21 protein-coding genes are annotated in these 23546 nt (G+C 41.2%); 11 read left to right on the top strand and 10 right to left on the bottom strand.

What is annotated here, in order from left to right:
• The first annotated feature begins 69 nt into the window (after positions 1–69).
• The 3 genes from HUU81_RS00420 to HUU81_RS00410 all read left to right on the top strand — a co-directional run bounded on the left by HUU81_RS00420 (position 70) and on the right by HUU81_RS00410 (position 2773).
• Positions 70–1746 (top strand): RHS repeat domain-containing protein, encoded by a 1677-nt coding sequence (locus HUU81_RS00420; protein WP_199610247.1) that lies wholly within the window; start codon positions 70–72, stop codon positions 1744–1746.
• Between the two features lie 2 nt (positions 1747–1748).
• Entirely contained in the window at positions 1749–2141 is a 393-nt protein-coding gene (locus HUU81_RS00415) for a hypothetical protein (protein ID WP_199610246.1), read from the top strand.
• Positions 2142–2398: 257 nt separating this feature from the next.
• Positions 2399–2773, top strand: coding sequence for a VOC family protein (locus HUU81_RS00410; RefSeq protein ID WP_199610245.1), 375 nt, complete (start codon positions 2399–2401; stop codon positions 2771–2773).
• Between the two features lie 13 nt (positions 2774–2786).
• Here the strand turns inward: HUU81_RS00410 and HUU81_RS00405 are convergent, their stop codons facing one another.
• The 4 genes from HUU81_RS00405 to ubiD form a co-directional block, all read right to left on the bottom strand.
• Complete coding sequence (locus HUU81_RS00405) at positions 2787–3194, bottom strand: acyl-CoA thioesterase (protein ID WP_199610244.1); 408 nt, start codon at positions 3192–3194, stop codon at positions 2787–2789.
• A gap of 28 nt (positions 3195–3222) precedes the next feature.
• Positions 3223–3918 (bottom strand): NAD(P)H-flavin reductase, encoded by a 696-nt coding sequence (gene fre, locus HUU81_RS00400; protein WP_199610243.1) that lies wholly within the window; start codon positions 3916–3918, stop codon positions 3223–3225.
• Between the two features lie 10 nt (positions 3919–3928).
• Positions 3929–4207, bottom strand: a complete 279-nt coding sequence (locus HUU81_RS00395; protein ID WP_199610242.1) for a 2Fe-2S iron-sulfur cluster-binding protein — start codon at positions 4205–4207, stop codon at positions 3929–3931.
• A 62-nt stretch (positions 4208–4269) separates the two neighbouring features.
• On the bottom strand, positions 4270–5739 hold the full coding sequence (gene ubiD / locus HUU81_RS00390) for a 4-hydroxy-3-polyprenylbenzoate decarboxylase (RefSeq protein WP_199610241.1): 1470 nt from the start codon (positions 5737–5739) through the stop codon (positions 4270–4272).
• 188 nt (positions 5740–5927) lie between these two features.
• Between ubiD and HUU81_RS00385 the strand changes: the two genes are divergently transcribed.
• Complete coding sequence (locus HUU81_RS00385; RefSeq protein WP_199610240.1) at positions 5928–6113, top strand: hypothetical protein; 186 nt, start codon at positions 5928–5930, stop codon at positions 6111–6113.
• Between the two features lie 473 nt (positions 6114–6586).
• Here the strand turns inward: HUU81_RS00385 and rho are convergent, their stop codons facing one another.
• A complete protein-coding gene (rho, locus tag HUU81_RS00380) occupies positions 6587–7858 on the bottom strand; it encodes a transcription termination factor Rho (RefSeq protein ID WP_199610238.1) in 1272 nt (423 codons plus the stop codon).
• A gap of 174 nt (positions 7859–8032) precedes the next feature.
• Positions 8033–8359, bottom strand: a complete 327-nt coding sequence (gene trxA / locus HUU81_RS00375) for a thioredoxin TrxA (RefSeq protein ID WP_199610237.1) — start codon at positions 8357–8359, stop codon at positions 8033–8035.
• A gap of 176 nt (positions 8360–8535) precedes the next feature.
• Between trxA and rhlB the strand changes: the two genes are divergently transcribed.
• The 5 genes from rhlB (at position 8536) to HUU81_RS00350 (ending at position 15033) form a co-directional block, all read left to right on the top strand.
• Positions 8536–9795 (top strand): ATP-dependent RNA helicase RhlB, encoded by a 1260-nt coding sequence (rhlB, locus tag HUU81_RS00370; protein ID WP_199610236.1) that lies wholly within the window; start codon positions 8536–8538, stop codon positions 9793–9795.
• Between the two features lie 8 nt (positions 9796–9803).
• Positions 9804–11312, top strand: coding sequence for a guanosine-5'-triphosphate,3'-diphosphate diphosphatase (gene gppA, locus HUU81_RS00365; RefSeq protein WP_199610235.1), 1509 nt, complete (start codon positions 9804–9806; stop codon positions 11310–11312).
• Between the two features lie 100 nt (positions 11313–11412).
• Entirely contained in the window at positions 11413–12753 is a 1341-nt protein-coding gene (locus tag HUU81_RS00360; RefSeq protein ID WP_199610234.1) for a M20 family metallopeptidase, read from the top strand.
• Between the two features lie 106 nt (positions 12754–12859).
• A complete protein-coding gene (locus HUU81_RS00355) occupies positions 12860–13480 on the top strand; it encodes a TetR/AcrR family transcriptional regulator (protein WP_199610233.1) in 621 nt (206 codons plus the stop codon).
• A 254-nt stretch (positions 13481–13734) separates the two neighbouring features.
• Positions 13735–15033: an NRAMP family divalent metal transporter gene (locus HUU81_RS00350; protein ID WP_199610232.1), complete on the top strand. Its 1299-nt coding sequence runs from the start codon at positions 13735–13737 to the stop codon at positions 15031–15033.
• A gap of 120 nt (positions 15034–15153) precedes the next feature.
• Here the strand turns inward: HUU81_RS00350 and HUU81_RS00345 are convergent, their stop codons facing one another.
• A complete protein-coding gene (locus HUU81_RS00345; RefSeq protein ID WP_199610230.1) occupies positions 15154–15762 on the bottom strand; it encodes a PEP-CTERM sorting domain-containing protein in 609 nt (202 codons plus the stop codon).
• Between the two features lie 365 nt (positions 15763–16127).
• Here HUU81_RS00345 and uvrD point away from each other — a divergent pair, with 365 nt between their 5' ends.
• Positions 16128–18296 carry a DNA helicase II gene (gene uvrD, locus HUU81_RS00340; protein ID WP_199610228.1) on the top strand — a complete coding sequence of 723 codons (2169 nt, stop codon included), beginning with the start codon at positions 16128–16130 and terminating at the stop codon, positions 18294–18296.
• Between the two features lie 15 nt (positions 18297–18311).
• On the opposite strand, the gene HUU81_RS00335 is transcribed toward uvrD, so the two are convergent.
• Positions 18312–20621: a tRNA(Met) cytidine acetyltransferase TmcA gene (locus tag HUU81_RS00335; protein WP_199610227.1), complete on the bottom strand. Its 2310-nt coding sequence runs from the start codon at positions 20619–20621 to the stop codon at positions 18312–18314.
• 117 nt (positions 20622–20738) lie between these two features.
• Here HUU81_RS00335 and HUU81_RS00330 point away from each other — a divergent pair, with 117 nt between their 5' ends.
• A complete protein-coding gene (locus HUU81_RS00330) occupies positions 20739–21188 on the top strand; it encodes a DUF3010 family protein (RefSeq protein ID WP_199610225.1) in 450 nt (149 codons plus the stop codon).
• A 102-nt stretch (positions 21189–21290) separates the two neighbouring features.
• Here the strand turns inward: HUU81_RS00330 and HUU81_RS00325 are convergent, their stop codons facing one another.
• Both HUU81_RS00325 and cysG read right to left on the bottom strand, forming a co-directional pair.
• A complete protein-coding gene (locus tag HUU81_RS00325; protein ID WP_199610224.1) occupies positions 21291–21860 on the bottom strand; it encodes a porin family protein in 570 nt (189 codons plus the stop codon).
• Between the two features lie 239 nt (positions 21861–22099).
• Positions 22100–23524: a siroheme synthase CysG gene (gene cysG, locus HUU81_RS00320; RefSeq protein WP_199610222.1), complete on the bottom strand. Its 1425-nt coding sequence runs from the start codon at positions 23522–23524 to the stop codon at positions 22100–22102.
• Positions 23525–23546: the final 22 nt, after the last annotated feature.

The raw sequence follows: 23546 nt of genomic DNA, 5'->3' as shown, positions 1-23546 counted from the left end.
TGGCGCTACGCTTAACCGACTTACGGGTTAGGTAATCTGCGTTTACGAACTGACAATATCAATGAATTCATGGGTACAACAGAAAAACAAACCGAAGTGTTTAGTTATGACAGCTTAAACCGATTAAGCTCTGCTAGTTTAAATAATTATGAGACATTGAGTATTAATTATGACGCAGCTGGCAATATAAGCAGCAAATCAGACGTGCTTTCAGGGGCATTATATACTTATCAAACCAAGGCAAGTAAATGTGATGCTATAAGTAGCGCCGTAATACCTGGACCACATGCTGTAAGCGCAATTGATAGCCGCCAATATTGTTATGATGCTAGAGGCAACCAAACACATCAATATGACAATGGTCGACTAACTCGCAATGTAATCTATAGCCATTTTGATAAACCACTTTTAATAAAGTCTCAGCATGGTCGAACATCATTCAGCTATGACTTTAATCGAAGCCGCTACAAGCGTGTTGATGAAATTAAAAATGAGTCAGGTATAAGCGAAAAAACAACGACCTATTATATCGGTAATATTGAAGCCGTTACAAAACCAAGCGGTGTATTAGAATACAAACGCTATATAGGCGACAGCGCACTTGAAATTATACGTAGTAACAATACTAGTGAATTAACCTATTTATTTACTGATCACTTAGGATCTACAGATGTGATCACTGATAATAAAGGGCAAGTTAAAGAACGTTTAAGCTTTGATGCCTTTGGTAATAGACGCAATGTACAAGCATGGAAACCGTTTGATAATTTGTTTAAAGAATTAACTTTAACCAACATTCTAAGCTACACTACGCGGGGATTTACTGGTCATGAGCAGGTCGATCATGCCAATATAATTCACATGAATGGACGCATCTATGATCCAGAGCTAGGACGTTTTATGCAACCCGATCCCATTATTCAAGAAGTGGATAATAGCCAAAACTTTAATCGCTATAGTTATGTATTAAATAATCCGCTTAGCTATACTGATCCTACTGGATATATGTTTGAGAGCTTCTTCTATCAAGATGATATGCTTGACAGGATGAACAGCTTTACCCAGCGGGTTAATAATAGTGACGACGGAAAAAGTGAATCTAAGTTTAATGGTAAAGAGTCAAATGAAAAAATACTGCCGGGTAGTACTGGAGACAGTGCGACTGCTAAGGGTGACAAGGATGGTAAGGATGACAAGGATGGTAAGGATGATGCCAGTGGAGATACGCAGGCGTTAGATAATACATCTACCGACGGTCGCTCTGTCGGTGACTTCGGTTACTTTGATGATAGAGGGCAAGAATTACTCGAACATTGGTTAAATGGATCCGGCGAGTCAATTGTGGCTGATGGTGGTGAGTGGGGAGTCTACATGAGAGCCAACCCCAAACTAAGAAAGCAGATACAAACAGAGCTTATGCGTGATGCAGTCACTAGGCGTGAATCTGGCGATATTTTCATACAATTTCATGGTGAGATTGATAATGGTTATAAAACTGGTTATCAAATGCTGCACGGGACACATAAAGCTCTAGGGGATGCATTCCTTGTCGGTAAGGCAATAAAAAATAATAATGGTAGTATTTCTTATGATTTCCGTGCCAGTTGGAATGACAGGATAGACCCTAATCCCAAGTACAGATATGATCGATTGTCTTCTTCTATGTTGAATACACTGTATTCCCCCAAGGATTATAATGTGCACCTGTTTTGGCGAGATACATTGACTGTATATCCAAGGAAATAATTATGAATTTAATTAAAGTAGCTTTATTTGTCTTAATGATGATTTTTTTTGTTTCCTGCAAAAAAGATTATTCAGTAGATATTGAGATAACAGATTTTGGGGTTTATGAACTCGAAAGTGGTTTAATTTTACGTGTAATAGATGATGATGGAATTGTCGTTTATCACCTGCTAAACAAAGACAAGCAATATCTAATAATGGAGAACTCCAAAGCGAGTAAATTTCAAAATTGGGCGATTGTCTACGGAGCAGGAAAACTCTGGTTTGCAAGCGGGGATATAGGTAGCGTTGTATGGACTAAGGGTTCTGGCGGTGTATTTGAAAAAAAAGAGGTTCATAAACTTGCTCCTGATGAACAGGATATTCCACCCTTGATAGCTGAATTCATATTTTAAATAGTTCAAGAATAAAGCCGTATGTCGGTAGGGTCGCACGTCGGGTTTAACCTGTCGGGTGGCGCTTCACTTAACCGACTTACACAATTAGCTATATGCGTAAGTTGGAAAAGCCTAAGGCGCCTTCCAACACTCTTCTTCTCTACACATTAAACTCATCTATACTATCATCTACGCTATGATTTCGATTTCCACAGATTTCAATGTCTACACCTCACTTTAACTTAATATAACCAATTGAAAATAAAGGATGATATATGCAAGTGCTTGGTATTCGTTTTTGTGCTGTTACTGATGAAGCACAAGACTTAGCTCATTTTTTAAATGGACTTGGCTTAACTGAAAGAAAAATGGGTGACTGCGATGACAATCAGAGTGATAGCCACGCTTTTTCTGGTGCTATCTTCCCAGCAGGAGAACATAGTTGGGTTGAAGTCTGGCAAAGTAGCAGTCAAATGCCCGCTGGTATTATGCTACAAATTATTGTTGATGATGCTGAAGCATTTGCTGCACATGCCAAACAGAATAAAATTGAAGTACAAGGGCCAATGAAAAACTACGGTGAAACCATATATTTTGCAGAAGGCCCGTCTGGCTTGAAGTTGTCTTTTCAATCAAAAGACAATGATTAAAGCTTGGACTGAGTTAGTCAATCAAATGCTCTTCAAATCGTGCTTTTAAGTCGCCTTCAATCACTATTGGCTTGCCTGTTTTACGGTCAAGGCATACAAAAGTAATGTCGGCGTCGGCAATTAATTTGTCGGTGCCTTTAATATAAACCTCTTGGTGGATAACCGAGCTTTTACTGCCTATTTTGCTAAAACGCGTTTTGATGTCTAGCGTTTGTCCCATCATTGCAGGTAAACGGTAATTAATATTGATGTTAACTAGCACCCATGCGAGTCCCTTTGCTTCGAAGAACTCTATATCACCACTGTCTTCTAAGTAAGCCCAGCGTGCTTCTTCTAAAAACTCTAGGTAGCGGGCATTATTAACATGTTGATAAATATCTAAATGATAACCACGTACTTTGATTAGCGTTGAATGAGTCATAAGCTGTTGTACTTCCTACTGCGTGAAATTATATAAAGGCAAATGCATCTGCATGCATATTTTCTAGTAACGCGCCGTGATGTAAAAAGTCGTCACGGACAATACCTACCATTTTAAACGGTCCGGCAATATAAATGTCGTAAGGCTCTAAGCTAACAATATCTTCCATCACAGCTTGATGCACATAACCCGTTTTCCCCTGCCATGTTTCATCAGCCTCTTCAATAACTGGAATAAATTGATAGCCAGTATGGTGAGTTTGCCACTGCTTCATTTCTTCCATGGCGTAAAGGGCTTCTTCATTTTTAGCGCCCCAGTAGAAGAAAACAGGTCGTTTTTCATTTTGTTCTGCTAAAAAGTCAGCGATTGATTTCACATAAGAAAACCCCGTGCCACCCGCTAATAAAATAATCGGGTTCGGACTTTTTACGTTAAGCTGAGAGTGCCCCAGCCCCACTTCCACTTGCACGGTATCTTGCTGTTTTAGGCGCTCTACTACCTGCATGGCGTAACTGTCGCTTTCTGTTGCGCCAATGTGTAACTCTAAATACGGCTTGGAAGGTGAAGACGCAATTGAAAATGGGCGTTTATCATTCTCGCCCATCACAACTTGCAGATATTGGCCTGCGTCGAACTGCACCGGTGTTGATGGGGTTAATCGAAATAAATAAATCTGTTCAGTCAGCTTATCACGATGTGTGATCTGACAGTCAACGAGTTGCATGAAAACTACCTTATTTTATAAAAGGATGTGAAATGGTCACATCACCTTGTGGTTCAGCTAGACAACAATAAACGTACTCTGAGTGTTCGCTTTGATCAGAGTGACTCGAAATATCTGGCGCATATATTACCTGACCCTTCACTAATTTACACACGCAAGCTGCACATACGCCTTCCTGACAACGATGAGGAAAATCAATATGTTGACGAATTGCAGCGTCTAAAATGGTTTCATTTGGCTTTACCTTAAACGATATGTTTGCAGGTAAAACAACTATGGTCTTCAACATAAATTGTCTGACAACAGCCTAAAGTGCAGATTAGTCAATATAGTATAAGCCATAAATGCCCTTTATAATTTGATCCCTAACGAGTCCCATATTTCATCAACCCGTGCTTTTACGCTTTCATCCATCACAATAGGTTGCCCCCACTCTCGGTCTGTTTCGCCCGGCCATTTATTGGTTGCGTCCATGCCCATTTTTGAACCTAATCCAGATACTGGCGATGCAAAGTCTAAATAATCAATTGGGGTATTTTCTACTAGCGTTATATCACGAGCGGGATCCATACGGGTGGTGATTGCCCAAATAACGTCATTCCAATCACGTGCGTTTACATCATCATCGCATACAATAACAAACTTGGTGTACATGAACTGCCGTAAAAATGACCACACGCCCATCATTACTCGCTTGGCGTGTCCGGCATATTGCTTTTTCATGGTCACAACCGCCATTCGATACGAGCAGCCTTCAGGTGGTAAATAAAAATCCACAATTTCAGGGAATTGCTTTTGTAAGATTGGTACAAATACCTCGTTCAACGCAACGCCTAAAATAGCTGGCTCATCGGGTGGCCTACCCGTATAAGTACTGTGATAGATTGGCTTGTTGCGCTGCGTAATGTGGGTAACGGTAAACACTGGGAAGCTATCTACTTCATTGTAATAACCTGTATGGTCGCCATACGGTCCTTCATCAGCCATTTCATCAGGCTCAATATAGCCTTCTAACACAATTTCAGCGCTGGCAGGTACTTCAAGGTCGTTACTCACACATTTTACAACTTCGGTTTTATCACCACGTAATAAACCGGCAAATGCATACTCTGACATGCTATCAGGCACCGGCGTCACGGCGCCTAAAATAGTAGCGGGATCAGCACCTAATGCCACGGAAACAGGAAAACGCTCATTAGGGTGCGCTTGTTGCCACTCTTGAAAATCCAGCGCGCCGCCACGATGCGATAACCAGCGCATAATCACTTTATTTTTGCTCAGTAATTGCTGGCGATAAATACCCAGATTCTGACGTTCTTTATGAGGGCCTTTAGTCACCGTTAAACCCCATGTAATTAATGGTGCGGCGTCATCAGGCCAACAACGCATAATGGGTAGCTTTGTAAGATCAACCTCTTCACCGCTAAACACTTCAGCTTGGCAGGGTGCTTTCTTTAAACGTTTAACAGGCATATTAAGTACTTGCTTAAACGCGGGTAGTTTATTCCAAGCGTCTTTAAATCCTTTAGGCGGTTCTGGTTCTTTTAAAAAAGCCAATAACTTGCCGACTTCACGGAGCTCAGCAACATTCTCTTGTCCCATCGCAAACGCAACGCGCTCAGGCGTACCAAATAAATTGGCTAAGACTGGCGTAGAATAGCCTTTCGGGTTTTCAAACAATAACGCAGGACCTTTTGCTCTGAGTGTGCGGTCTGCAATTTCGGTCATCTCTAAATCTGGATCGACCTCTGCTGTGATTCGAACTAATTGACCTTGCTTTTCCAAAAGGTGTATAAATTCGCGTAAATCTTTATATTTCATTACAAACACTTAGAATTTTTTTATAATTATAACGTGATTGATGTTAGTTTGGATATTAATAAAAAGCCTAACAATCTGTAAAAAAACGTAGAATAAAAATTGTGCAGATAGAATTTTATGGCTTATAATTTGTGAACCTTGCAGCAAAAAGTGGTTGTTGTTAACTGCGCAGAAGGGTGGTATATAAAATGGAAAAAAATGTCATGGATAATCATAATACAGTCACTGCGGACTATTCGATTACGCAGAAAATAGCGAAACTAATTCAAGGTAATAGCGCCAAAAGTTCAAAGCTTGTTGTAGAAAATAGCTTTCCAGAACAACACTGGCCAATTTGCAATGTTTCAGAAAAGCAAAATGAATCAAAAACTTAGTTAAAACAAAGCAAAATGGCTTACTAGCGCGTAGTGGTGCCATAAGAGTTGTATTTAGTTAAGTATTGATGTGGCAGTAGGCATTAATCAGAAGGTGGTTTGTGTCTGATGTTGTAGCAGTATCTGTTCTTATTGGCAGAGTATTGTTAGTAACCTGAGCTTGTTAACTTAAGTTGTGTGTTGCTGTAATTTAGCTGAGTAGTGTGAGTAAGTCTGAATCTAAGTACTGGTGGTATTTGATCGAGGTGCAGCGAAGTGCTGCTGCTGAGTGGTAATTAGATGATGTAGAGTTTAGATGATGTAATGCTTAAGTAATAGCGCTTAGATAATAGAGTGCAGTAGGTTAAAAACGTTTTAGTCTCGTGTTACTACAATAGAATTTTGAATGTGCTAAGAACAACACCAAATATTAAATAAAAACACCTGCGAATGCAGGTGTTTTTTTATGTCATTTTAATACGACCGTTTGTACTTTATTTCGCGCTTTTTTGACGGCGCATCGCATCAAAAAATTCGTCGTTCGTTTTCGTCATTGATAGTTTATCAATTAAGAATTCCATCGCATCTATTTCCGTCATGTCATGTACAATCTTACGTAAGATCCACATTTTCTGTAGCTCTTCTTTTGATGTTAACAACTCTTCACGGCGCGTGCCTGAACGATTAAAGTCGATAGCAGGGAAAACACGCTTTTCAGCAATTTTACGATTAAGGTGCAACTCTAAGTTACCTGTACCTTTAAATTCTTCGTAAATAACTTCGTCCATTTTAGAGCCAGTATCAATTAACGCCGTTGCGATAATTGTTAAGCTTCCGCCTTCTTCAACATTACGCGCTGCACCAAAGAAACGCTTAGGCTTATGTAGTGCATTAGCATCAACACCACCAGTAAGTACTTTACCTGAAGAAGGAATAACCGTGTTGTATGCACGTGCTAAGCGTGTGATTGAGTCAAGTAGAATAACCACATCTTTTTTATGCTCAACTAAACGTTTTGCTTTCTCAATCACCATTTCAGCCACTTGTACGTGGCGACTTGCAGGCTCATCAAAGGTTGATGCAACCACTTCACCGCTGACTAAGCGCTTCATTTCTGTTACTTCTTCAGGGCGTTCGTCAATCAGTAATACCATTAACTGGCATTCAGGGTGATTAGCCGAAATTGACTGAGCAATATTCTGCATTAACATGGTTTTACCGGCTTTCGGTGGTGCCACTAATAACGCACGTTGACCTTTACCAATTGGCGATGCTAAATCTAGTACACGCGCAGTAATATCTTCAGTACTGCCGTTTCCACGCTCCATCGTCATACGCTCATTGGCGTGTAATGGTGTAAGGTTTTCGAAAAGGATTTTATTGCGTGAATTTTCAGGACGGTCGAAGTTAACTTCTGAAATTTTCAGTAATGCAAAATAGCGTTCGCCATCTTTTGGTGGACGAATAATACCAGAGATTGAATCACCCGTTCGCAAATTAAAGCGACGAATTTGACTTGGTGACACGTAAATATCATCAGGCCCAGCTAGGTATGATGAGTCTGAAGAACGTAAAAAACCGAAACCATCTTGTAAGATCTCTAATACGCCATCACCAAAAATGTCTTCCCCCCCTTTGGAGTGGGCTTTTAAGATAGCAAAGATAATATCTTGCTTACGTAAACGGGCGACATTTTCTAAGCCCATGGTTTCAGCTAGTTTTACAAGTTCACTAATAGGTTTGTTTTTTAATTCTCTAAGACGCATAACGGTGGGTTCTTAAATATTTACTTAATTAAAGGGGTTAAATTATTGCTTATTTGAATTGGAATAATAGGTATTCGACAAGCTATTTAGATTGGTTGCTGGCTAATAAGTTAGCAGTATTTTTTTTGGACGTCTAGTCACAGACAAAAAAAAAGGCACCTAAGGTGCCATTTTTTAGATATTTTCGTCTAAAAACTCTTTCAGCTGTGTTTTAGACAGTGCGCCAACCTTAGTTGCTGCTACATTACCTTCTTTAAAAAGTAATAATGTAGGGATGCCTCTAATACCAAATTTTGGTGGCGTACCTGGATTCTGATCGATGTTCAATTTAGCTACTTTCACTTTGCCATCATATTCTGTGGCTACTTCATCAAGAATAGGAGCAATCATTTTACAAGGGCCACACCATTCAGCCCAAAAATCAACTAATACAGGGGTAGATGCACTTAATACATCAGCATCAAAACTATCATCACTTAACTGAACAATCTTATCGCTCATTTTTTTCTCCGGTTATGGTCGGGATACTTCGCACTGTTATTTGCAGTGAGTATAAATAAAGGTTATCTACAATAATAGCGATAAAAACGACTATTTTTGCACAAACCACTAAATTAATTCTCTAATTATTGGGTTATTGTTTCTTATTTCAAGCTTAAGCGTTATGCTTTACGGTTATGAATAAGACCCATTTAACAGATAAAAAATTTTCAGACTTCGATCTGGATCCTCGTGTATGTGATGGTTTAGCAAAAAAAGGCTATGACCACTGTACTCCTATTCAAGCGCTTAGCCTTCCTGTCGCCTTATCCGGTAAAGATATTGCAGGCCAAGCTCAAACGGGAACGGGTAAAACCCTTGCGTTTTTAACCGCTACTTTTCACCGTTTGCTCGCCAATAATAACAACGCAGACAATCAACCTAGAGCGATTATACTAGCGCCAACGCGTGAGTTAGTGGTACAAATTCACAACGATGCGGTGGAGCTTGCTAAAGCAACTGGCTTACGTATAGGCGTCGTATACGGTGGTGAAGGATATGAAAGTCAGCGCCAAAAGCTCGAAGGCGGCATTGATATTCTAGTTGGCACCACTGGCCGTATTATTGATTACTTCAAGCAAGGTATTTTTAATTTAAATCACATTGAAGTGGTGGTGCTGGATGAAGCCGATCGTATGTTCGATTTAGGTTTCATTAAAGATATACGTTATTTATTTAACCGTATGCCACCCGCTAAAGACCGCATGAACATGTTGTTTTCTGCCACTTTATCGTTCCGGGTTCAAGAGCTCGCATTCGATCACATGAATGACCCTGTTCATGTTGAAGTAGAACCTGAACAAATGACGGCAAGAAAAATTTCTGAAGAGTTATTTTATCCGTCCAGTGAAGACAAAATAAAATTACTGCTGACTCTAATTGAAGAAGACTGGCCAGATAAAGCGATTGTATTTGCGAATACCAAGCATAGTTGCGAGAACGTACATGCATGGCTTCAAGCAGATGGACATCGCGTAGGCTTATTGACCGGAGATGTGCCGCAGAAGAAGCGTTTATCCATACTAGAGCAGTTTACTAAAGGCAGTTTAGATATTTTAGTGGCAACCGATGTTGCAGCGCGTGGATTACATATTCCAAGTGTTAGCCATGTATTTAACTATGACTTACCTGACGACAGCGAAGATTATGTACATCGCATAGGTCGCACAGGACGAGCTGGCGCAAGCGGAGCAGCAATTAGTTTTGCCTGTGAAAACTATGTCTATAATTTACCTGCTATTGAGGAATACATTAAACATGCTATTCCGGTTAGTCAGTATGACTCAAGTGCCTTGTTAGACGACCTAAATCGTCCTAAATTTACCCACAAACGCCGTCATAACGTGGTAAATAAACGCACTGGAAATAAACCTTCAGGACACAGAAAACGCCATTAAACATGAGTATGGAAAAAAAGAGCACGCAACCGCTTCAAAAAGATGTTTATGTTGTTATTGATTTAGGCTCTAACAGCTTTCACATGATGATGGTGAAGGTGGTGAGTGGCAGCGTGCAAGTAATTAGCCGTATTAAACGTAAGGTACGGCTGGCTGCTGGGCTAAATGAAGCTGACGATTTATCACAAGAAGCCATGGAACGAGGTTGGGAATGTTTATCGTTATTTGCTGAACGATTACAAGACATTCCTAGTAGTAACATTCGTATTGTAGGTACCGCAACCATGCGCCTAGCCAATAATGCGGATGTATTTAGCCGCCGCGCTCGCGACATTCTGGGCCATTCCATTAATATTATTTCTGGCGATGAAGAAGCAAAAACCATTTATTTAGGGGCTACGCATACAACCTCAAGTGCGGGAAAAAGTCTCGTCGTGGATATCGGTGGCGCTAGTACCGAAATTATCATTGGTGACGGACTGCAAGTCCATCATGCCACTAGCTTAAATATGGGCTGCGTGACGTTTTTTGAGCATTATTTTCGCGATAACCACCTCTCTGAAAAAAATTTTGCTGCCGCCATTACTGCAGCTGAACATCAGTTAGAGATTATTACTGACAAATACCTTGCGCTTGGCTGGCAGTCTACTTTAGGCGCAAGTGGCACAATTCAAGCTTTACAAGAAATCATGATTGTGCAAGGCATGGATGAGGTCATCACGCTTGCTAAGCTAAAACAAATCATGAACCAAGCAATTGAATGCGATCATATGGGTAACCTCAATATTGAGGGGTTAAGCCAAGAGCGCAGGCAAGTATTTCCTAGCGGTTTAGCCATATTAATTGCTATTTTCAATACATTGAAGATTACCGGCATGACTCTATCAGGTGGCGCACTGCGTGAAGGCTTGTTATACAGCATGCTACCAGAGCTTGAAAGTGTTGATATTCGCCAGCGAACGGTTGAGAGTTTAATTACGCGCTACCACATCGACCGCTCCCACGCACAACGCGTGGCAGAGCAAGCGGTTAGACTAGCGACACAAATAAAAGATCGTTGGCAACTCAGTGAGTTTGAAGGGTTAGACATGCTTCATTCAGCGGCCATGCTACATGAAACAGGGTTACTGATAGAATATAAAAATAACCATCACCATGGTGCATATGTGTTATCCCATTCTGATTTGCCAGGCTTTAGTGCCGCGCAAAAGAAACTGATCACCGCATTAGTTTACAACTGTCGCGAAGATATAGAAGCTAGCCGATTACAACATCAAACTACCTCTTCAGTAACGCTTGCCACTCGCCTATGCCGATTACTCAGGCTCGCCATTATTTTATCCATGCGCCGAAACGATGAGGCGTTGCCAAAAGCAATGATCTCTACTGAGGGAGAGAGACTGAGCTTACACTTGCCCCAAGGTTGGCTGGCCGCTCATCCATTAATGCGTTCAGAATTAGAAGCAGAAGTGGGATACCAACAAACTCAAGGTTGGCCGCTAACTATTATCTACTAATACAATTAGTTACTGATATAAAAACATAACGTAACATCATCGCTGTATTACACAGCGATGAGCTCTAACTCCTAACATAATAAGAACTAAGGAATTAAATATGCGCCCCCAATTTGCCTTGATAAAAAAGCCTGCATTACTGCTTGGTCTGTTCAGCGCTATTTCAGCTGCAAGTGTGTCTATTAATACGGCGTATGCCAACGAAGCACACGCGGTACCGGTAAAGTCGCTTGTAAAACAGGTTGAATCAAAAGTCATTGAGTGGCGTCGCGATATACATCAGCACCCCGAATTAAGTAACCGGGAATTTAGAACCGCTAAAAAAGTCGCTGAGCACCTTACGCAGTTAGGATTAGAAGTTGAAACTGAAATCGCTCATACTGGCGTTGTAGGTTTATTGAAGGGTAAGCACCCCGGGCCAACCGTTTTATTACGTGCTGATATGGATGCCCTTCCTGTCACAGAGCAAACCGATGTGCCATTCAAGTCAACCAAAACAACAACCTATCGCGGTGTTGAGTCTGGTGTAATGCATGCTTGCGGTCATGACACACACGTTGCCATGTTAATGGGTGCAGCATCAGTATTAGCCGATCTCAAAGATCAACTTGCCGGTAATGTTGTATTTGTTTTTCAACCTGCAGAAGAAGGCGCACCTGTTGGTGAAGAAGGGGGTGCCGAGTTAATGCTAAAAGAAGGCTTACTGAAGAAGTATCCTGCTGATGTCGCGTTCGGTTTACATATTACCTCTATGCTACCTACCGGCATCATTGGTTACCGAAGTGGCCCACTCATGGCCAGCGCCGATCGTTTTGAAATCAACGTAAAAGGAGTGCAATCTCACGGTTCTCGCCCATGGAGCGGTGTTGACCCAATTGTGGTTGCCTCTCAAATTGTGACTGCATCGCAAACGATTATTAGTCGACAAATTAACATTACTAAAGAACCTGCTGTTTTATCTTTTGGTAAAATTGCTGGCGGTGTCAGAAGCAATATTATTCCGGATAATGTAGAACTGGTTGGCACCATTCGTAATTTTGACATGGATAATCGCCAACAAATTTTTAAACGTTTAAAACACACTGCTGAACATATAGCGAAAGCATCTGGCGCGACGGCTCAAGTCGACATTTTTGAAAATTACCCAGTCACCATTAATAACCCAGCGCTGACCGCACAAATGTTACCTAGCCTTAAGCGAGTTGCGGGTAATGACAATGTAAAAGAAATTCCTAAAATTACCGGTGCAGAAGACTTCTCGTTTATTGCAAACACAATACCTGGTTTATATTTCTTTTTAGGCGCAACCCCGCATAACCAAGATTTAACGACAGTGCCCAGTAACCATTCGCCATTTTTCTATGTGGATGAGTCTGCACTTAAAGTAGGTACCGCTTCTTATATTCAACTCACACTTGATTATCTTTCCAGCGCAAAATAAAGAAAAGTAAGAGGTTAGCCATAAAACGTATTTTTTTATTGGAAAAATCGGGCATAATCTCTTTTACTTTAGTGATGGAACACATGTTAGTAGTTGTAAAATACCTATGAATGCAAATGTGATTGAGCCTAAGCAAAGGCGCAGCCAAGAAACGCAACGTAAATTATTAAAAGCCCTTAATGATTGTTTAAAAGATAAATTTTTTGAGCATATCAGCATTCAAGAACTGGCCGACTGTGCCGGCGTATCCGTTGGCACTTATTATCGACGATTCAAAAATAAAGAAGCATTACTGCCTTTACTTTATCAAGACTTTGGGCAAGATCTCATCGCATGGATTGACGAGCTAGTAGAGCAACAATTTAGCTCGTTAGAAGATGCCGTTTGTGCCATGGTGGAACAAACAAAAATGTTTTTGCAAAGCAGAAAAAGCGTATTTAGAACTTTGCACTTAAATTCACGCCTTTATCCTGAATTTATCACAGTATCCACTATGGGCACGCGTCGAGAAGAGTATCAGCGCATGGCGAATATTTTACTTCGCTTTGAATCTCAGATGACGGTAAATAATCCACACAGTGCTGCCAATATGGTGATACATACGTTAGTGAATGGCTTAATGGACAAAGTGCTGTATCCCGAATTAACCCCAGCGATTGCAAGCGAGCTGTCATTAGACGGTTACGCCAAAGAGTTACCTACAATGCTTATCAAATACTTACGTTGAATTTAGAACACTAATCGTGCAATAAATGATTCACAACAGCCACCAACGTATCGTATAGTTAACCAGCGTTCTGCTTCATCACGCTACCGCTCTGTCACTCCTAATAATATACCTAAACATTTGGAGGGATAGTTAGACAACAAGTCATTGAATCTCTGCGAGCTTAGGTAAGCTAAGTGATGGGATGAAAGCACGCAGTCAACAACGCTGCATCTTCAAGTGGTACGAATATAACAATAATAAGATGGTGGTTTATGCTACTTACCCGCATTTTTTCATTGCTTGGCCCCGGTATAGTGTGGGCGGCTACCAGTATTGGCGTATCTCACATTGTGCAATCCACACGCGCTGGTGCTGATTTCGGCTTTGCTTTACTTGGCTTTATTTTATTAGCTCACGTCATTAAGTATCCATTCTTTTTGTTCGGCCCTACTTACGCCAGCACCACTGGAAAAAGCTTACTCGACGGCTATAAAGATGTAGGTAACTGGGCATTCTACCTGTTTTTGCTGCTCACCTTTATTACCATGTTCTTTGTACAAGCGGGCGTTACAATTGTGACGTCTGCACTCGCCCTCAATTTGTTTGGCGACCTCTTGAGTTTATCGCAGTGGGCAAGCTTCATTTTATTTACCGTCATCGTTATCTTAATTATTGGCCGCTACGCCCTACTGAATCGCTTGTTGAAATGGATGATGCTAATACTTGCTGTTTTTAGCGTACTTGCATGGTTAGCGGCTATCTCACGACTGGGCTTTACTCCAGCTAGCGCTATTAATACCAGTGATATGTTTAACACGCTAACTGCCGCAACCAGTATTGCGTTTATTGTTGCATTAATGGGATGGATGCCTACTTCGTTGGAAGTGTCGGTTTGGCATTCGCTATGGACCTTATCACGCAAGCAATCAGGTAAATTAATTGGCGTTACAGATGCCACGCTAGACTTTAAAATTGGCTACTTAACAAGTTTTATACTGGCCATAATTTTTACCTGGCTTGGAGCATTACTGATGTTTGGCCAAGGGGTTTCGTTTGCTAATTCAGCCGCTGCATTTGCTAGCCAATTAGTTAGTATTTATAGTAGCGCCTTAGGTGAATGGAGCTGGAGTTTAATGGCGGTGATCACTTTCATTGCACTATTTTCTACCACGTTTGCCGTGTCTGATGGCTTTCCACAAGTATGGAAGCGTGCCTATGTTATTCATCAGTCGAATAAAGTAACACCGATTAATCATTCGCAAGAGGCCAACGCCGATAGGGTTAATGTAATTAGTAATCGCGTGTATGTATCTAGCTTACTCATGTTAGCAATAGGCGGTTGGTGGATCATTTACGATTTTACTGCGGACATCAAAGCGCTATTAGACTTTGTCACCACAGTGTCATTCGTTAGCGCACCGATTTATGCTTGGCTTAATTACAAAGTGATTACCTCTAGCAAAGTGCCTTTAGCGCACCAGCCAACAGGTGTGTTTAAATGGTATACCTTAAGCAGTCTATCGTTATTAACTATATTTAGTGGTTATTTTTTGTATTGGCGATTTGGCTAACTAATTAGCCAAGGGTGTTGAGCTAAACAAGAGTGTGGTGTAAGCATGTGTGAGATTAATGAGCCGCAGGGGGCTGCGACTCATTCAATGTGCAATATGTTTAATGCCTATGTGTGTAGATTATGCAATGCGGCGCACACCGATCATCATTAGCCCCAAGGCAATAACAAAAATAGTGGCTGGCTCAGGGATGGTTGCAACACCCAATATTTCAACATCGTCGCGTGAGTCATCAACCCAAACCATAAATGCAGAACCTGAAAAGCTGCCATTAAATTCAAATGGCCACTCTGATTCAAACTGCGGGCCAGTTAGGCCAATTGCTGAATTACCTATTGTGATGTCATTTAATGCCGATAAGCTAACTTCTGAAAAGTTAATGTCATCGCTTGAATCTAAGTCGCCAACAAAAATATCAAAAATACTGACTTTATTTGAAAAAACAAATAATAAGCCTTCATCAGGATCGCTAGCAAAATCACTTGAAGAACCCGCATCCAGATCATTGCCATCATTCAATGATGACAATACACCTAAGCCGCTATCATCACGAAACACACCAAGATCGTTACCCACAACTTGGCTCCAACCTTCAATTTGATTACCCGATGCATCAAAGTTACCAGTCCACGCTGTTACAGATAATGATAAATTACCCGCGGTGAACATCATTTCGTTTGCCACCGTTTCATTATTGTCATCCCAGAACGGAATGTAATGATCTGCCATAAGCGTAGCCGAGGCGTTAAAAGAGAATACACTTTGACATAAGCAAAGCACAAAAAGAATGGACTGTTTCATGAATGGATTACTTCTTATTAGTGGTACAACAAAATTTTTATGCTTAAAGCAATAATCAAACCAACTTAAAAAGCCATTATAAAACATCAACTTTACTGCTTCTAAGTAACGAGCAGCATTTCTTATGTAAAATTTACTGACAATATTTTATTAGCGATTTTAATCTTATTTCCATTTCATAATTTTTAACCACTGTTATAATATACAGCACTTTTTATCTATTTTTTATACCGCTCATCGGCAGTCGACACATCTCAATGCTGTTCAGGTGACCAGAACTAATCAGGCGAATTATGGACGTTTCTCATCTTATTGAACATTTAAATGACCGCCAGCGTGAAGCGGTATCGGCACCATTGCAAAGCATGTTAGTGCTGGCAGGTGCTGGCAGTGGCAAAACCCGAGTGTTAGTACACCGCATTGCTTGGCTGATGCAAGTCGAGCAAGCGTCACCGTTTAGTATCATGGCTGTTACCTTTACTAATAAGGCGGCTGCTGAAATGCGAGGCAGAGTGCAAACTTTAATGGGCAGTCATGTTGGCGGGATGTGGCTTGGCACATTTCATGGGCTAGCCCATCGATTTTTACGCACACATTTTCAAGAAGCAAGCTTGCCTGAGACGTTTCAAATTTTAGACTCTGACGATCAATATCGCTTTATTCGCCGCACCCTTAAAGCATTAAATTTAGACGAGAAGCATTACCCACCCAAGCAAGTGCAATGGTTTATTAATAATAAAAAAGATGAAGGGCTGCGCCCACAGCACATTGAAAGCTACGATCACACCGAAAAGCAAATGCTAAAAGTGTACGCAAGTTATCAAGAAGCCTGTGACCGTGCTGGTTTAATCGATTTTGCAGAAATTTTGTTACGCGCACACGAAACGCTATTAAAGCATCCACCACTATTGCGCCATTACCAACAACGCTTCGAGCATATTTTGGTAGACGAGTTTCAAGATACTAACACCGTACAATATGCTTGGTTGCGACTGTTAGCCGGAGAACATGGCAACATTACGATAGTTGGAGATGATGATCAGTCAATTTACGGCTGGCGCGGCGCCAAAATAGAAAACATTCACAAGTTCACCAATGACTTTCCTAACGCGCAAACAATACGGCTAGAACAAAACTATCGCTCAACTAATACCATTCTAAAAGCAGCCAACCAACTCATTGAAAATAATAGTGCGCGTATGGGTAAAGAATTATGGACTGATGGCGATGCAGGCGAGCCAATCTCACTATACGCTGCCTACAATGAATTAGACGAAGCAAGGTTTATAGTTAACGCCATTGAGCAATGGTCAAGCAAAGGTAATACATTAAACGATGTCGCCATTTTATATCGTAATAATGCTCAATCGCGGGCACTGGAAGATGCGATCCGTCAGGCCAATCTAAAATACCGCATTTACGGTGGGCAACGCTTCTATGACCGACAAGAAATTAAAGACTCGTTGGCATATTTGCGCCTTATTACAAACCGCAATGATGACGCTGCCTTTGAGCGCATTATCAATACCCCAGCAAGGGGGATTGGTGAACGCACATTGGCAACCGTTCGAGACACCGCTAAACAACATGGGGCAACGCTGTGGCAAGCTGCGTTAACCTGCATTAATGACAAGCTTTTATCTGGCCGAGCAGCGAATGCCATTCAGCACTTTATTGATACGATTACAGCGTTTGAGCATAATATTGCAGACAAGCTCTTACATGAACAGGCAGACAGCATTATTCGTGACAGTGGCTTGTATGCCATGTATCAAGCAGAAAAAGGCGAAAAAGCTAAAACCCGCATAGAAAACTTACAAGAATTAGTCACGGCTTGTCAGCAATTTACGCCCAGTGAAGATACGGAAAATATGACGCCATTACAGGCGTTTCTATCACAAGCTGCACTTGAAGCAGGGGATGATCAGGCCGATGAATTTGAAGATGCGATACAATTAATGACTCTGCATTCTGCCAAAGGGTTAGAGTTTCCATTGGTATTCATGGCAGGTGTTGAAGAAGGCATGTTTCCAAGCCAACAATCGGCGGAAGAACAGGGCCGATTAGAAGAAGAACGGCGCTTATGTTACGTAGGCATTACGCGTGCAATGCAAAAGCTGTATATCAGTTATGCAGAAACACGCCGTTTATATGGGCAGGATAAATACCATCGTCCTTCGCGCTTTATCCGCGAAATCCCTGATGAATGTATTGAAGAAATACGCATGCGTGCAGCCGTCACTAGGCCATCAAATGCAGGTCGATTTGCTCCTGCAGCTAGCCATGTTGCTTTCGAATCAACCGGATTTAATTTAGGGCAACGTGTACTACATCCTAAATTTGGTGAAGGCACGGTATTAAATTATGAAGGAAGTGGCGACAGTGCCCGCATACAAATTAATTTTGATGCGGTGGGCACTAAATGGCTAGTGACAGGATATGCGCGATTAGAAGCCGTATAGGCGCAAATTGCGTTATTAAACCACTTCATCGTTAGAGAGCAGCTTGCTAACCACCGTGCGCATTTGCTGCTCTAGCTGCTTTTTGCCACTCAAACCTAGGTGTGTGCAACATTCAGCTAAGGCTTTATTTTGTAATACTCGCATGATCAGTAAATGGCTGTCATTCACTTGGTTGTTCAATTGGTCATTCGAATAATAAGTGCTTAATACACCACTCACTAGCTGCTTTATTACGTAGTGCTTTAACACAACCTCAACACTGAAATAATCTTTATTAAAATGAGCATAGGCGTGTAACGTGGTAATTTCGTACTCATCTAACGAATTGTGTATTCGTGGCGTTATTCGACTAGGCGCTGTAGTAGCTTGCGAGGTGGTTACATTTAACCTGTCGGCCTTTTTAGCAAAAGCGGCACTGAACAACTCGCACACTAGCGCAGCGTCCAAGTCAGCAAATACGGTACTTAACTGGATGGGAAAACTCGCGCAAAATCGTTGATATGCAATTGCCGCAATGGTATTACCTTCATCGTCCAGCGGTAGCAATAACGCAATACTGTGTTCGCCACTGGCTGCATCGCGTTTATAACCACAACGAATCGGCAAATAGCCTGCTTTATACCAAAAGCGGAGTAGCGATGTCGATGCACCAAAACTGGTTGATAATAAATGGAACTGGGCGTTGATGTAATATTGCTTCAAATAATTAAGAAAGTCAGAGCCTATTCCACACTCTTGTACATTAGGCTCAACGGCAATACGCACAACCCGCGCTATCTTTAGGCTGGCAGATTGGGGAATGCCACAGTGATTAATTAATGTTTGCGCCATTAAATGCCCTTGTGGCCTGCGCACACCTTGGCTAATTTCTTCAGTTAACTGTGTAGGTAACTCTCCTTCCTTAGATACTAACGTAACCGCAACAACCTGCTGTGAAACTGTTGCAATATGTACGTCTAAATTTGGTGCATCAAGTAAATATTTTAAATCTTGCGGTGTCGTTTGATAATGCGCTAATACCAGTAGTTCAAATACTTGCTGCAATAACTCATCGTCATTGCTTAGGGTTGTTGCAGTTATTAAGTCAAACTTTATCGCATCTGGCTCTACATTCGTCTGACTCAGCGCATGTGTATGTTTGCGCGGTGCGAGTAACAAGAGTTGATTAGTCCAACGCTCTAACGGGCAGCCTTGCCGCCAGCGAATTGGTGCACTCATTGTGACTTGTCGCCAATCTGGTGTTAACTTATTCAACACTTGTTTGAATCTAACATCAAAGCCTCTACCCGTCCCTTCATAGCCATGAATCGTGGTGGAAAACACAAGACGAGAGTGTCCTGATAACATAGCCGTCAAAATAGGCGTTGGAATGGCAGCAGCTTCATCCACAAGTACTAATTGGTAATGATTAAGTTGCTGCTCTATTTGATCGGGTGGAATAAAGGTAAGAGTTCTCTGTTCACCACCTTCTGTAAGCAGCGTGATAGAGGCAGCACCGCTCCACGGCGCGTTTAGCAAATACTGGCTTGCTTGCTCAAATAACGGTTTTACCGCAGAAATAGAAGGTGCCACTACCGCAATATGTGACAATTTAGACAGTAATAATTCAGCCGCGGTAATACCTAGTACACTGCTTTTACCTCGACCTCGGTCAGCTTTAATCACTAACGGTCTATTACGGTGTCCCGTGACCACCTGCTTAATCGCAGTATATGCGTCTAATTGATCTGCCGTTTTAAATCGCTCATCGACAAGCTCAGTGGTGGTGTTGATGTGCGATGCTGCGAGTAAATAACTGTCACTAAATAAACGAGCCTTTGCGTGAGATTGACTTGATGTTTTAACTGCATCAGTTTCAGTACAATCACTAGAGACATCGATAAAACGCTGTTTAAAATGCTGCGTTATTTCATCAATTTTATATGGATACACACACAGTGCATTGTTTTGATGATCGATATGTTGCAACCACGTGTCATTGTCAGGACTCAGTATAATGAAAAGGCCACCAGCACGAACACAGCCAGATATGATGCCTAGCGCATTTGGACTTAAACCATCAAATCCATTGTAAATGACTACATCATACTCAGTGCCTAATAACTGCTTAGCTTTTTTAATCGGAAATTTCTGCACAGTGCACGAGCAGGTAAAGTTAACGTCGTCCTTATCGGCCAGCAGTGCAACATCAATGTTAGGCAAATGTTGATGAAACAACTCGGTCAATTTTACGTTGATTAACGCCACCTCTCCTTTAAGCCACATAATGCCCCTGTAGCCATATTGATTTAGCTTATCTAAGTAAGACGTTACAATTGTATTCACAGCACCCCATTAATTTAACGATGTGGTAGTCTCAAGCAAAAATAGTACATCACTGAAATTACTTATTTATCTAATAACACGTATAATAACAAACAACATAAAAAGTGAGGAAAGATTATGAAAGTTTGTGGTGTTGATATCAAAGGTAGCGAAGCAATTATCGCTGTTATTTCTTATGATCGAGGGCTAATTGATATTGACGAAGTAAGATTACGCAAACTCACTCTTCATTACGATAAAGACGCTGAAAAACTGCAAGCGTTTCAAAACACATTCAAAAAGTTTTTAGACGACTATAAAATTGAACGTGTTGTAATACGTGAACGTCCACAAAAGGGTAAATTCGCAGGGGGCGCAATCGGTTTTAAAATAGAAGCAGCATTGCAGTTAATTACAGATGTTCAAGTTGAGTTTATTAGCCCAACCCAATCAAAAGAGTTAATCAAGAAAAATCCAATCGTAGTAGACATTAGAGATACTGGCTTAAAACAGTTTCAAGAGTTGGCATTTAGCACTGCCTATTCGTATGTAATGAAAACTAAATATATCTCTGACGAAGATATTTAAAATACTTTTTCTATAAACTTTTATCTCTCTTAATAAGCATGCTCATTAAGAGAGATATAAGCTCAACTTCTAATTCAACTACTAGATAGTCACTTGAATAAACTAGAAATGGTAGTTAAAACCCAAACTGATACTTTTCCAATTTTCACTATTGCTAATGTGATCCGCATCAGGCAGAAATTGGAATTCACTGTATAAACTAATGTTCGCATTTAGCTTATATTCGAGGCCTGCTCCGAAACTATAGCCATTCTCTGTATCCGTTTGCACATAAGGTTCAACCAGCGTCACATTATTTTCGTCAACCAAAATGATTGCATAGCCTGCTGCACGAACCTCACTAGTCGTCCAGCCTACAAGCCCATATATGTCTACTGACGAGCTAAGTGGATATGATCCTTTTAGGGATAAACTAGCTTGATGCTTAATTTTATGGCTAAAATCACCGCTAAATTGCTCACCAGAAATTCCTTTCAATGCACGCATTTCAAGTGCTAGATGCTCATTGAATTGGTATCCTAATGAAGCGCCAAGTAGCTTATAGTCGTTGGTAGATATTTCCTGCGCACTGTAAGCGCCGCCAACATACCAATCACTACTTTCATTCGCTTGCACAGGAGAAAGTGAACTTCCTAAAATCAAGAAAAAGACACTAGGTAATATTTTACTCATTAAAAGTCCTTGTATTTAATATATAAAAATTAGCCTACAATCAACCATGTCGATAACGATAGTGTCACTTTCTTCGTCACACAAAAAGTAAATCAAATATAAAGATACAGATAGCAACTACGACAAAGCTACAACCTTAATTACGGCTAAGTATCGAACTATATTTGTTAACAGGCTTGTAAGCTTTTGTATGACAAAGAGAAAACCGATTGGTTCACAAATGTGAAATAAAAGTTTCTTTACGCCGTCAGATCTTCAGCCATACCTTGGCCTGTCTGCGCTCCCGCTGCCTCAAACCATTGACAAGTGTTACGTAAACTCACGACTTCACCCACTATCACCAATGCGGGTGAACCGATGTGATTATCTGCCGCCATACTTGGTAATTGCGCTAAAGTCCCTGTTACAACGCGTTGCTGTGAAGTAGAACCTTTTTCAATAATAGCCACCGGTGTATTCGCATCGCGACCATGTGTTAATAATGCATCGGCTATTTCAGGTGACTTCATTACGCCCATATAAATCACTAATGTATGGTTCTCCCGCGCCATTGCTTGCCAATTAACAGGCATGCCATTTGGCTGGCAGTGTCCAGTTACAAACTCAACACTTTGTGCATAATCTCTATGGGTGAGTGGAATGCCTGCATAAGCCGCACAACCTGCCGCTGCAGTAATACCTGGCACAACTTGAAACGGAATATTATGTTGAACTAACTCTTCAATTTCTTCTCCGCCACGACCAAAAATAAATGGATCGCCGCCTTTTAAACGACACACTTTATGGCCCTGCTGTGCCAATTCGACTAGCATCGTATTAATTTGTTCTTGAGGGACGGAATGAAAACCGGCTTTTTTACCAACTGAAATCAGCTCTGCATCACGACGCACTAAGTCTAATACTTTAGGTGAAATGAGTCGGTCGTAAACGACAACGTCTGCTTGTTGCATTAACTGTAAAGCACGAAGCGTTAATAGATCAGGGTTACCAGGTCCCCCGCCCACAATATACACTTCACCTTTATCATCAGATTCTGGCGCATCAAGCATGTTCTTTAGGTCGTGCTGTGCAGCTTCAATTTGGCCTTTGGCGACTTTAGACACCACTTGGCTATTAAACACCCGTTCCCAAAATTGGCGACGCGCTGCAAATCCATTAATTTTATTTTTTACCTGATCACGAAATCCACCCACAAGTGTTGCCAATGCGCCAATGTGCTGAGGAATAAAGGTTTCTAATTTCTCACGTAGACGTCGTGCTAATACTGGCGCCTTTCCTGCGCTAGAAATAGCAATCGTAATTGGATCTCGGTCTACAATAGACGGAAAAATAAACGTTGAACGCTTCGTATCATCCACCACATTCACAAACATGTCGCGTGCATTTGCCGCGTCGTATACTGCTTGATTAACTGCTTCATTATCTGTGGCAGCGATAACCAACACATAGCCAGAAAGGTGTTCTGGCGAGAATACATCGATCACTTTGGTAAGTTGATGCTGCGCTATGAAGTCTGTAGTTTCGTTACAAAACTCAGGAGCTAATAATGTAACTTTAGCGTTTGCATTCACCAACGTGCGTGCTTTTCTTAATGCGACATTACCACCGCCAACAACTAAAATTTTGCGGTTAGAAACCTGAGTAAAAATAGGTAAATATTGCATGGCACGCTCTAACGTTGAATAT

Source organism: Flocculibacter collagenilyticus, assembly GCF_016469335.1.
GTDB classification, from domain to species: domain Bacteria; phylum Pseudomonadota; class Gammaproteobacteria; order Enterobacterales; family Alteromonadaceae; genus Flocculibacter; species Flocculibacter collagenilyticus.
This window is presented reverse-complemented; position numbering and strand designations above follow the sequence as displayed.